General features: G+C 61.6%; 13 protein-coding genes. 4 read left to right on the forward strand and 9 right to left on the reverse strand.

Annotation, left to right across the window (positions count from 1 at the left end; genetic code table 11):
- The 6 genes from ACK6D9_RS15410 to ACK6D9_RS15435 form a co-directional block, all read right to left on the reverse strand.
- Complete coding sequence (locus ACK6D9_RS15410; protein ID WP_412049169.1) at positions 1–861, reverse strand: inositol monophosphatase family protein; 861 nt, start codon at positions 859–861, stop codon at positions 1–3.
- Entirely contained in the window at positions 858–1,691 is an 834-nt protein-coding gene (ttcA, locus tag ACK6D9_RS15415) for a tRNA 2-thiocytidine(32) synthetase TtcA (RefSeq protein ID WP_412051827.1), read from the reverse strand. The genes ACK6D9_RS15410 and ttcA overlap by 4 nt, the downstream gene beginning before the upstream one ends.
- 124 nt (positions 1,692–1,815) lie before the next feature.
- A complete protein-coding gene (locus ACK6D9_RS15420) occupies positions 1,816–2,745 on the reverse strand; it encodes a glutaminase (protein WP_412049170.1) in 930 nt (309 codons plus the stop codon).
- A 97-nt stretch (positions 2,746–2,842) separates the two neighbouring features.
- On the reverse strand, positions 2,843–3,460 hold the full coding sequence (gene rpsD, locus ACK6D9_RS15425) for a 30S ribosomal protein S4 (RefSeq protein ID WP_322989157.1): 618 nt from the start codon (positions 3,458–3,460) through the stop codon (positions 2,843–2,845).
- Positions 3,461–3,704: 244 nt separating this feature from the next.
- The gene (locus tag ACK6D9_RS15430; protein WP_412049171.1) at positions 3,705–5,225 is read right to left on the reverse strand and encodes a helicase HerA domain-containing protein; all 1,521 of its coding nucleotides are present in this window, start codon (positions 5,223–5,225) and stop codon (positions 3,705–3,707) included.
- A 165-nt stretch (positions 5,226–5,390) separates the two neighbouring features.
- Complete coding sequence (locus ACK6D9_RS15435) at positions 5,391–5,624, reverse strand: DUF1127 domain-containing protein (RefSeq protein ID WP_412049172.1); 234 nt, start codon at positions 5,622–5,624, stop codon at positions 5,391–5,393.
- A 110-nt stretch (positions 5,625–5,734) separates the two neighbouring features.
- On the opposite strand from ACK6D9_RS15435, the gene ACK6D9_RS15440 reads away from it, so the two are divergent.
- The gene (locus ACK6D9_RS15440; protein ID WP_412049173.1) at positions 5,735–6,451 is read left to right on the forward strand and encodes an ArsR/SmtB family transcription factor; all 717 of its coding nucleotides are present in this window, start codon (positions 5,735–5,737) and stop codon (positions 6,449–6,451) included.
- A gap of 8 nt (positions 6,452–6,459) precedes the next feature.
- Here ACK6D9_RS15440 and murI read toward each other — a convergent pair whose 3' ends face one another.
- Together murI and ACK6D9_RS15450 are read right to left on the reverse strand one after the other, a co-directional pair.
- Positions 6,460–7,251, reverse strand: coding sequence for a glutamate racemase (gene murI, locus ACK6D9_RS15445; protein ID WP_412049174.1), 792 nt, complete (start codon positions 7,249–7,251; stop codon positions 6,460–6,462).
- Positions 7,244–8,089, reverse strand: a complete 846-nt coding sequence (locus tag ACK6D9_RS15450; RefSeq protein ID WP_322989152.1) for an RNA methyltransferase — start codon at positions 8,087–8,089, stop codon at positions 7,244–7,246. Before ACK6D9_RS15450 ends, murI begins: the two co-directional genes overlap by 8 nt.
- 377 nt (positions 8,090–8,466) lie before the next feature.
- Here ACK6D9_RS15450 and ACK6D9_RS15455 point away from each other — a divergent pair, with 377 nt between their 5' ends.
- The 3 genes from ACK6D9_RS15455 to ACK6D9_RS15465 are packed head-to-tail and all read left to right on the forward strand — an operon-like array spanning position 8,467 to position 10,688.
- Complete coding sequence (locus ACK6D9_RS15455; protein ID WP_412049175.1) at positions 8,467–9,678, forward strand: NADP-dependent isocitrate dehydrogenase; 1,212 nt, start codon at positions 8,467–8,469, stop codon at positions 9,676–9,678.
- 3 nt (positions 9,679–9,681) lie between these two features.
- Positions 9,682–10,083 carry a hypothetical protein gene (locus tag ACK6D9_RS15460; protein ID WP_322991077.1) on the forward strand — a complete coding sequence of 134 codons (402 nt, stop codon included), beginning with the start codon at positions 9,682–9,684 and terminating at the stop codon, positions 10,081–10,083.
- On the forward strand, positions 10,080–10,688 hold the full coding sequence (locus ACK6D9_RS15465) for a DedA family protein (protein WP_322991078.1): 609 nt from the start codon (positions 10,080–10,082) through the stop codon (positions 10,686–10,688). Before ACK6D9_RS15460 ends, ACK6D9_RS15465 begins: the two co-directional genes overlap by 4 nt.
- A 95-nt stretch (positions 10,689–10,783) precedes the next feature.
- Here ACK6D9_RS15465 and ACK6D9_RS15470 read toward each other — a convergent pair whose 3' ends face one another.
- The gene (locus tag ACK6D9_RS15470; protein ID WP_412049176.1) at positions 10,784–11,638 is read right to left on the reverse strand and encodes a hypothetical protein; all 855 of its coding nucleotides are present in this window, start codon (positions 11,636–11,638) and stop codon (positions 10,784–10,786) included.
- Between the last annotated feature and the right edge of the window lie 69 nt (positions 11,639–11,707).

Consider the following 11,707-nt stretch of genomic DNA (forward strand, 5'->3'; position numbering starts at 1 on the left):
CTAGTTCCAGGCAGGCCCTGTAGCGCTTTCGCCGCGCCACAGTGCTTCGCGCAGCTCATGCCAGCTGTCTTCGTCGGGGGTCGACAGCAACCCGCCGTCGAGATCGGCGGGGCGATAGACGCTGCCATCGAAGCGGCGGACATGGCCACCTGCCTCTGTCTGGATCAGCGCGCCAGCGAGATGATCCCACGGCATCAGCTTGTGATAGAGCGTGAAATGGATGTGCCCCTCGGCCAGCAGCCGGTACTCCTGGGCGGCACAACGGTAGGCCACGTTGCCCAGACACTGGGCCTGGTTGCGGGCAATCATGCTGCGTTCCGGTTCGGGCATGTATTGCCACGCTGCCGATCCGATCATCGCCGCCAGCGCCGGCGCCTTGCTCAACGTGAGCGCCCGCTCGCGCCCGTCCGGCCGGCGCAGCCTGGCGCCGCTTCCGCGCTCGGCCATGATCCAGTCCTTGCCCACGGGATCATGAATGATGCCGGCAATCGTCTCGCCATCCTTGACCACCGCCAGCATCACCCCGAAGGATGCAACGCCAGAAGCAAAATTGAAGGTGCCGTCAATCGGGTCGACCACAAAGCTAAGCCTGCCCGTCTGGCTCCAGCCATCCAATAATGCAGGCTCGGCTGCCACCGCTTCCTCGCCGATCACCAGCGCGCCGGGGTAGCGTGCACCAAGCGCCGCCGTGATTGCCCGCTCGGCGTTGACGTCGGCCACGGTGACAAGGTCAATCGGCGATGTCTTCTGCTCGATCGTCCCCTCATCGAGATTGCGGAACCAGGGCATGATTTCGCTTGCCGCCACGTCGGCCAGCAGGGTTGCCAGCCAGTCCATATCCACGGAAGAAAATGTCGTCATGACGGAGCCTTTTCAGGATTCAGCGCCAACCCCGCAAAATCAAACAGGGATCGGTCGAGCAAATGTGAGGGCCGCGTATTGCCTAGCGCCCGGATCATCGAATCCTTGCGTCCCGGCATCCGCCGTTCGATCTCGGAAATCATCGCCTTCATGGCATTGCGCTGCAGTCCATCCTGCGATCCACACAGGTCGCAGGGAATGATCGGAAATTTCATCGCTTCTGAAAAGCGCGTCAGATCCTCCTCGGCGCAATAGGCCAGCGGTCTGAGCACCATCACGTCTCCCTCGTCATTGAGGAGCTTCGGCGGCATTGCCGCCAGCCGTCCGCCATGGAAGAAGTTGAGAAAAAACGTCTCCAGAATGTCGTCGCGGTGATGGCCCAGCACCAGCGCCTCGCAGCCTTCCTCGCGGGCAATCCGGTAGAGGTGACCGCGCCGCAGCCGCGAACACAGCGAGCAATAGGTTGCCCCCACTTGCACCTTCTCTGTTACCACCGAATAGGTGTCGCGGTACTCGATCCGGTGCGGCACCCCATGGGTGGTGAGATAATCGGGCAGGATATGTTTGGGAAAATTTGGCTGCCCCTGATCAAGATTGCAGGCAATCAGGTCGACATGCAGCATACCACGCCACTTCAGATCCATCAGCAGCGCCAACAACCCGTAGGAATCCTTGCCGCCCGACAGCGCCACCAGCCAGCGCGGATTGCCGGCGCCAGCCTCCGGCGGCGGGCTCACCATGGCGAAATCCTCGATCGCCTGCCGGACATTGCGGATCAGCCGCTTGCGCAGCTTGTTGTGCGACACACTCGACGGCGCGCCGGCAAACATTGACGGTCCACCCGTCCCCAGCCCCTCTGCAGGGGCTGCCGCGAGATCAGCTATGGCCTCAGGGGCCTCGGCATTCATGGTCATATCGCTCATGCGATGGGGATGATGGCTTTGCGCAGTCCAGTCAAGCCCCGAACACCGACCAGCCCATCCGCTTGGCCAGTTGTTCAAGCGCTGCGCTGCCAAGTTTGGAATTGCCGACATGATCAAGGCCGGGCGACCAGGCCGCGATCGAGGCCTTTCCCGGAGCGATCGCCAGGATGCCACCACCGACGCCGCTCTTGCCGGGCAGGCCGACGCGAAAGGCAAATTCGCCCGATCCGTCATAATGCCCGCACATCAGCATGATGGCATTGATCCGTCGCGCCCGCTGCTCAGACACAACCTGCGCGCCGGTGACCGGGTCGCGGCCCTGGTTTGCCAGGAACAGACCCGCGCGCGCCAGTTGCCGACAATTCATGACGATGGCGCATTGATGGAAATAGACGCCAAGAACATGATCTACCGGATGATCGATGTTGCCGAAGGCGCGCATGAAATGCGCAAGCGACGCGTTCCGGTCGCCGTGCTCGGTCTCCGACCGGGCCACATGCTCGTCAATCAGGATCGAATCATCGTCGGCCAGGTGGCGGATGAACTGGATGATCTCGCCGATCGCTTCTTTCGGCTGGTGTCCGGCCATGATCATGTCGACCACGGCAATGGCGCCCGCATTGATGAACGGATTGCGCGGCCGGCCCTTTTCCTGCTCGAGCTGTACGATCGAATTGAACGGATTGCCCGACGGCTCGCGCCCGACACTGCTCCAGACCGCGTCGCCGAGTTTGCCCAGCGCCAGCGCCAGCGTGAACACTTTCGACACACTTTGGATGGAGAACCCGGTCCCGGCGTCACCTGCCGACAGCACGCGTCCGTCAGGCAGTGCCACGGCGATGCCGAATTGCTCGGGGTCAACCTTGGCGAGTTCCGGAATATATTGGGCCACCGTCCCTCGGTCCGCCGAACAGGCCATCTCCTGGGCTATCTCGTCGAGAACCTCTTGCAAGTCGGTCATGCCCTGTCTCCCGGCGTATCAACAGCGGTGATTGTCGCAGATACAAAAAGGCCGCCCCGAAAGGCGGCCTCGATCTGACGTGATCCTGAAACAGGGATCAGCGTGAATAGAATTCAACGACCAGGTTCGGTTCCATCACCACGGCGTAGGGAACGTCGGCCAGCGTCGGCACGCGGACAAAGGTAGCCGACATCTTGTGATGATCGACTTCAATGTATTCCGGCACGTCGCGCTCGGCCAGCTGTGCCGATTCGAGCACGATGGCGAGCTGCTTGGACTTTTCCTTGACCGCGATGACATCGCCCGGCTTGCAACGGTACGAACCGATGTTGACGCGGATGCCATTGACGGTGATGTGGCCGTGGTTGACGAACTGGCGTGCGGCAAAAACCGTCGGCACGAACTTGGCGCGATAGACGACCGCGTCCAGACGCTGCTCGAGCAGGCCAATCAGATTTTCAGGCGTATCGCCGCGCATCCGGTTGGCTTCGTCGTAAGTCTTGCGGAACTGCTTTTCCGAAACGTCACCGTAGTAGCCCTTGAGCTTCTGCTTGGCGCGCAGCTGCACGCCGAAGTCGGAAAGCTTGCTCTTGCGGCGCTGACCGTGCTGGCCGGGGCCATATTCGCGACGGTTGACCGGGGACTTCGGACGGCCCCAGATGTTCTCGCCCATACGGCGATCTAGTTTGTATTTTGACGATTCGCGCTTGCTCATCGCATTTCCTTTCAAACGGTTGCACCAGTTTGCACTCAAACTGGCTGAAGGAAACGCGCCCTCCTCTGGCCCCCATATTGAAGACCTGACAGGATGGTTCACGCACGCTTTGTGACAAACCATCCACGGGACACGTAAGAAAACGCGGGAAAACAACTCTCCCGCGCTGTCGGGTCTCTAGGCCATTCGGCGTTGGCTGTCAACGCTGGCGATGGCTCTGCAACACAGATGAGGCCAGCAGAACTCACTCCGCCGCTTCCGCGCCTTCGGCGGGTTCGGGCGCATCGGCAGCCCCAGGTGCGGTTTCGGCTTGCAGGTCGGGAATGCCGACGATCCGCTTGCCGGAAAAATCGGCGTGGACGATGATCAGCCCCTGCTCTTCGAAATAGCCCAGGAGTCGTCGCGCCCGCCGCGTTGAGTGGGTTCCGTAGGCGCGGGCAATGCGCGCATCCGACGGGCAGGACTCACCCTTGATCGCGGCATTGGCGAGCATCAGGAACACGCCCTGCAGATCCTCGGAAACGTTGCTCGACAGCTTCAGCGCCGTGGTCCAGGCCTCGGTGGCGGCGGTCTCGGCGTCGACCCCGGAGCGGGAGATGGCAACCCGGCGGCGAAATTCCCCCAGCGGCATCGGCGGCCCGGCGACCCGTGCCATCCGCGCCCGCACCAGAAAATCCTGGTACAGCGCGGCATCGGTGCGATAGCCCGATTGCGGATCGGCGAGAATTTCACCGAGCACATTGGCGAGCCGCTCGGCGCGTTCCTCCGCCGCCATCGCCGGCGCTTCCGGCGCGTTGGCGGGTTTGGCCAGCGGCGCATCGGTGAGCGGGGTGGCGCGTGACAGTTCGGCCAGAATATCGGTAGTCGGCCGCGGCGTCGGGCGCGTGCGCCTTGGACCCACCTGGGTGAGCTCTTCCAGATCGGGGGTGAAGATCAGATCTTCGACATCTTCCACCGCTTCCGGCATCGGCATCAGTTTCGGGCTCGAGGAGCGCGCCTGGGTCTCCACCTCGCCAATCGAGATCGGCAGCGGCCGACGCGACAACGCCGGCCCGAGGCCAACGAAATTGCCGCGCTGGAGATCCCGGAACATTTCGGCCTGTCGCCGGTCCATACCCAACAGATCGGCAGCCCGCGCCATGTCGATGTCGAGAAAGGTTCGGCCCATCAGGAAGTTGGAGGCTTCCGCCGCCACGTTCTTGGCGAGCTTCGCCAGCCGCTGGGTGGCGATCACCCCGGCCAGCCCGCGCTTGCGCCCGCGGCACATCAGGTTGGTCATGGCACCGAGCGACATTTTTCGCGCGTCTTCGGAAACGTCGCCGCCGACTGCGGGCGCAAACATCTGCGCCTCGTCGACCACCACCAGCACCGGGTACCAGAATTCATGATCGGCATCGAACATGGCATTGAGAAACACCGCAGCGGCGCGCATCTGCTGCTCGATTTCAAGCCCGTCCAGCGACAATACGCAGGAAACGCGGTGCCGCCTGATGCGGCTGGCGATGCCCACGAGTTCGGCCTCGCTGCGCTCGCCATCGACCACCAGATGTCCGTACCGTTCCGACAGTGTGACGAAATCGCCCTCGGGATCGATGATCACCTGCTGCACCCATTGCGCCGATTGCTCCAGGAGCCGCCGGAGCAGATGCGATTTGCCGGAACCGGAATTGCCTTGCACCAGAAGACGGGTCGCCAGCAACTCCTCGATGTCGAGCCTGGCCGGCTCTCCACCGTTCAGGGTCCCCATGTCAATTCCGACCTGCACCTTTGCCTTACCCCGTAAATTCCACGCGCAACGAACCGATTCTCGAAACAATCGGCCACTGGTCTGCTTACCAGAATATTGCAGGCCCGAAGCCCGCGATCGGGGAAATACACAGGAATTCGGACCAAGCGCCCCGTCGGCCTGGCGGTGGGATCCCAGCCGCCATCAACGCAACCACCGCCGGGCTTGCGCGCGGGTGACGCCAATGTCGCGCAGTATCTGGTCTTCGAGTTGGCCCAGATGTCGGCACTGCCGCCGCCATTCGGACCACACAGCCAGGGCCCGCCACGCCGATCGCGCGGCCCGAATCGGCTTGATCGCCAACACCGTCATCTGCAATCCGGATCTGCAAATCGGATTTTCGATATAAGACTCTGCTTTGCCACCACTCATGACCATGCCCCTGTTTGCCGGAGCCCACTCCTACCGCTGATCGCAAACACAATGCTTCGTCCGTCGCCGAAGCATTCCGGGATGACGTCGGGACACCCCTGCGCTAAACTTGGCTCATGAACAATCAGGCAACTGCCATCACCATTTCGGCCGTCGCCGCACTGATTGGCGACGTCGCCCGGGCCAACATCCTGACGGCGCTGATGAGCGACAAGGCGCTGACGGCGGGCGAACTTGCCCATCACGCCGGTGTCAGCGCGCCCACCACCAGCGGCCATCTCGCCAAGTTGGTCGACGGTGCGCTTGTCAGCGTCGAAAAACAGGGTCGCCACCGCTACTACCGGCTCGCTTCGGCCTCCGTTGCCGTGGCGTTTGAAAGCCTGTCCGATCTCGCCGCTGTCGGCCCGAAACGTCATCAGCCGACTGGTCCGAAGGATCAGGCGATGCGTCAGGCGCGCACCTGCTACGACCACATGGCCGGCAGACTGGCCGTGGCGCTGACAGATTCGCTTGTCGCGCGCGGGCTGATCATGATCGAAGACCGCGCCGGCCTGGTCACCGATGAAGGCCGGCAGTTCTTTTGCGATTTCGGCATTGATCTTGATCCGAAGCCGGGATCGGCCCGGCCTTTGTGTCGCACATGCCTAGACTGGAGCGAGCGACGCGTGCATCTGGGTGGCAGGCTTGGCGCCCAGCTTCTGGCGCAGTCGCTCGAGCGCCACTGGGTGCGTCCCGTCAAGGACACCAGAACACTGACAATCACCCGCGATGGCGAACGCGGGTTTCAGGAATTATTCGGAATTCCGATAGAATCAATGACGCGGCTTCGATAACGACCGCCTCAATCAACGGTCAATCCAAAGCCATGCATCAGCCTTCGCTGCGCCAGGTCCGGATTTCCCGACGTGAATGTCGCCAGATCCCGACCATCGGAGAAATCGGCGTTTTTCGGCAGCGTGTCGACAATCGCCAGCGCCCGCCGCGCAATCGCCTCGGCCGGATCGATCCAGTCCACCGGCCACGGCGCCATCTTGCGCATACGGTTGACCAGAAATGGAAAATGCGTGCAGGCCAACACCACGATATCGGTCTGGCGCCCCTCATGGCTGACAAAACAGGGCTCGATTTCCGCCTTCACCGCCGCTTCATCAACGAATCCACTGCGCATATAAGTCTCCGCCAGACTGGCGAGGTTTTCCGATCCCACCAGCCGCACATGCACCTTGTCGGCATAATCGCGGATCAAGTCGCGGGTGTATTGCCGTTTGACCGTGCCAGGTGTTGCCAGCACCGAGACAAGGCCTGAGCGGGTGCGCTCCGCAGCAGGCTTGACCGCAGGCACCGTGCCGACGAAAGGCAAGTCCGGATAGGCCTTGCGCAGTGCCGGCATGACGATGGTTGAGGCAGTGTTGCAGGCAATCAGTGCGAGCGCCGGCTTGTGGCGTCCGATCAGATCGGCAAACAGCGCGACAATACGGTCGTTAAGCGCCGCCTCTTCCCAGCGGCCATAGGGAAAGCCGGCATCGTCGGCCACATAGACAAACCGCCGTCCCGGCATCAGCACCCGCGCCTCGCGCAGCACGCTGAGCCCGCCAATACCGCTGTCAAACACCAGAACCGGACCCTCACTCATGCCCGTCTCCCTCCGAGACACCCGTTGCCCCTGCCCTGGGACCGGACTTTCCGGACCGTGCCGGCTGGCGTTTGCCCTGGGGATCAAACCGGTCAAATGAGGCGAAAAGACCGCGCAGCACGTTGATTTCGTCGGTCGAGAATCCCGGCCTTGTCAGCACCGCGCGCAGATTGTCGACCGCCTTCATCCGTTTGGTCTCGGATCGGAAATAGCCGCGCGCATCGAGCCCCTGCTCGATTTGCGCGAACAGTCCGTGCAGATCGGCTTTCGGCGCCGGCTCCACCTCGGGCTTGTCAAACGCTGTCTCATGCGGACTGGAAAGCCCCGATTTCATCCATTCATAGGACATCAGCAGCACGGCCTGAGCGATATTGAGCGAGGCATAGGCCGGATTGACCGGAAAGGTGACGATCTCGTCGGCGAGGCCAACCTCCCAATTGCGCAGGCCAATTCGCTCGCGCCCGAACAAGATCCCGGTCTTTTCACCTGTGTTCTCTCGTCCACGCAGAATCGCACCTGCCTCTACCGGCCCGCGCACCGGCTTGTGCCCGTCGCGTGGCCGCGCCGTGGTGGCATAGACCAGATTGAGATCCGCAAGCGCCGCTTCCAGCGTCTCAAACACCACAACACCGTCGATCACATGGTCGGCATGCGCGGCCGCGCTGACAGCCTTGTCATTGGGCCAGCCATCACGCGGATTGACAATGCGCAGGTTGGAGAGCCCGAAATTGGCCATGGCGCGCGCCACCATGCCGATGTTCTCGCCCAGTTGCGGTTCCACCAGGATGATCGCCGGCCCGCCGGTAAGGTTTTCGCGCTGCCTGTCGGTGCCTGCCATCTAGCTTGCCCGCCTGCGCATGCACAGTCGCCTTGTCTCTAATGATCTGATGATGTCAGCCACAGTCGGCCCCGTCTCTGTTAGGCCGACAGCACTACTGCCGCGCCCATCGACAATCAAGGCGGCCGCACCTGAGAAGCCCCGCAAGTACACAAGGCGCTGTAGTGACCCGCTGATACCCGCCTGCCCCGGAACGTGCACTTTTACGCAGCCTTTCCGGTCACGGACCTGCGTCATCGGGTATCAACCGTCATCACCGACGGCCGATCACCATCCCGGCATGTTGTGTGCCCCGCTGGCTTTTGTTAAGAGATGCGCCATCTGAACGGGCATATGCCCGCCCTCTCTGACAACCCTCCTCAAAAGGTCAATAAAACATGGCAAAGATCAAGGTAGCAAACCCGGTCGTCGATCTCGACGGCGATGAGATGACGCGCATCATCTGGCAGTTCATCAAGGAAAAACTGATCCTGCCCTACCTCGATCTGACGATCGATTATTATGACCTCTCGGTGGAATACCGCGACGAGACCGACGATCAGGTCACCATCGACGCCGCCAACGCCATCAAGAAGCACGGCGTCGGCATCAAATGCGCCACCATCACGCCTGATGAAGCCCGGGTCGAGGAATTCGGCCTGAAGAAGATGTGGCGTTCGCCCAACGGCACCATCCGCAACATTCTTGGCGGCGTGATCTTCCGCGAGCCGATCATCATGAAGAACGTGCCGCGGTTGGTTCCGGGCTGGACCAAGCCGATCATCGTTGGCCGTCACGCATTCGGTGACCAGTACCGCGCCACCGATTTCCGCTTCCCCGGCAAGGGCAAGCTTACGATCAAGTTCGTCGGTGATGACGGCGAAACCATCGAGCACGAAGTCTATGACGCGCCGTCCGCCGGCGTTGCCATGGCGATGTACAACCTTGATGATTCGATCCGCGATTTTGCCCGCGCTTCACTCAACTATGCGCTGATGCGCGGGGTTCCCTGCTACCTGTCGACCAAGAACACCATCCTCAAGGCCTATGACGGCCGTTTCAAGGATCTGTTCGAAGAAGTCTTCGAAGCCGAATTCAAGGACAAGTACGCCGAAGCCAAGATCACTTACGAACACCGCCTGATCGACGACATGGTCGCCTCCGCCCTGAAATGGTCCGGCGGCTACGTCTGGGCCTGCAAGAACTACGACGGCGACGTTCAGTCCGACATCGTTGCCCAGGGCTTTGGCTCGCTCGGCCTGATGACGTCTGTCCTGATGACCCCGGATGGCAAGACCGTGGAAGCAGAAGCCGCCCACGGCACCGTCACCCGCCATTACCGCCAGCATCAGAAGGGCGAGGAAACCTCGACCAACTCGATCGCCTCGATCTTTGCCTGGACCCGTGGTCTCGCGCACCGCGCCAAGCTCGACAACAATGCCGAACTCGCCAAGTTCGCCGACACGCTGGAACTGGTCTGCATCCAGACCGTCGAATCGGGCTTCATGACCAAGGATCTGGCGCTGCTGATCGGTCCTGACCAGCCGTGGCTGTCGACCACAGGTTTCCTCGACAAGATCGACGAAAACCTGCAGAAGGCCATGGCCTGACTGATGGCCACCGGACCTGTCGTCACGCTCAAAAAGCTGTGGCGGCACAACCGGTGGCTAACCCTGTCTTTTCTGATCACATTGACGCTGGCGCTGTTTTTCATCATTCGCGCCAGCGTTTTTTTTGTCTATTGGCAAAACCATACCGATGAACCGATCGAAGGCTGGATGACGGTGCGCTATATCGCCAATTCCTACCGGGTCGATCCGGAATTGGTGCATGATGCCATCGGTCTGCCCCGCACCGGCCCTGACCGCCGGCCGCTGATCCGGATCGCTCGCGAAGATGGTCGGCCACTCGATCAAATGGCCACGACAATCATCGAGGCGATAGAGGCCGATCGCAAGGCTCGAGGCATTCCCAACAGCGACCTTCCAGATCCAGTCCCCTCCGGGCAGCCATGACCGAACAACTGCTGGATGCGCTGGCGCTTTATGGCATCCCCGCAGCCGCGCTGTTGCTCGCTATCGGCCAGATCGGCATTCCCATGCCCACCTCTCTGGCGCTGCTGGCGCTCGGTGCGCTGGCGGCCAATGGCGACGCCGATGTCTCAAGCGCCTTCATCTGGGCAGTAGCCGGTTGCACGTTGGGCGATCAGGCCGGCTATTTTGTCGGCCGACTGGTCATGCAACAGGCTTCCGACCGCCCCGGCATGATCGGCAAGCTCGCCCGCCGGGCGCGGAAGGCCGAGCCACACCTGCAAAAATGGGGCGGATCCGGCGTGTTCCTGTCGCGTTGGCTGTTCACGCCGCTCGGCCCGCCGGTCAATTATGCCAGCGGCGCCACCCGACTGTCGTGGCCGCTCTTTACCCTCTGGGGTCTCGCCGGTGAGACATTGTGGGTGACGATCTACATCGTGCTTGGCTATGTGTTCGGCTCCAACATCGAAGCCCTCGCCAATGTTCTGGGCAACCTGTCGATGGCGCTGGCGCTGCTGGCAATTGCCGCATTCTTGGGTTGGAGGCTGCTGCACGCCGCCAGAAAACCGAAGATCAAACCGACGTCCTGAAACACGCCCGGTCCTTCCCTACGCGCAAAAGACGCTTCGAAGCTCGGATTCGGGCATGGGCTTTCATGCCTGATTGAACCATTGGAGAGCGGGCCTCACACCCTGTCCAGCGTCGACTGCACCATGTCGGCAACTTCATCGACAAAATCGGCGTCGCGCCAATAGCCACTGTGCGACAGCGGGTTCCACGAACTCAGCCAGGATCCGGAATTGATCTGCCGATCCTTGAGACCACCGGCGTCGGCCAGGCTCTTGTAGCCGATGCCGAGATTTTCGAGCGGATAGCCCAGCACATCATCCTTGTCATAGAAGTTCAGCCACCAGGGCTGGCGTTGCAGCACCGCCGGCAGGTCGGTTCCGGGATTGGCGATGCACAGGATCTGGTCAAAACTATAGGCGAAGGTAAACAGCGGGATGTTGCAGCCAAATGTCATCAACGCGGCGATAGTGTTGCAACTCGATATCCGCTGCGTCGTCAGCCGCTGGTCATGCTGTCGGTCCCAGATGTGGTCGGCAAACACATGCCCGCCCATCGAGTAGGCCAGCACGATCAATGGCGCGCCGGCTTCGGTGTCATCTTCCAGTTCCTTCAGCACCGTGTCACAGCGCGCATGGATATCGCGGTAGATGTCGTGATTGGGATCGCCCGACGCGTTGTGATACGCCGCAGCATCGCCAAGGTTCTTGATCGCGAACTCGCGCAGCCCGTCATAATTGAGCTTGTTTTTCACCCGTTCGAAATAGGCATTCTGGTTCTTCTCGGTGATGTCGGAATAAAAGATCTCCCGCCACGCCACGCGCGAGGCAAACTGGCCGGCGTTGCCCCTGTCGATCCGTGTCCGCACCAGGCGCGCCAGGTCCTTGGAAAAGGACAGCGTGGCGCTGTTGCCCGGACGTATGCCGAAAGAGCCAATGCCGTGGATCACGGCAACAGCAATCTGCTTGGCCATCGTAACCTCCCGTTCTTCCCACGTCTGCGCGCCAGTTTAACACGCACCCCGGAAAGGCGGAAAATCCAC

It is taken from the genome of Hoeflea sp. Naph1, assembly GCF_046837775.1.
Classification (GTDB): domain Bacteria; phylum Pseudomonadota; class Alphaproteobacteria; order Rhizobiales; family Rhizobiaceae; genus Hoeflea.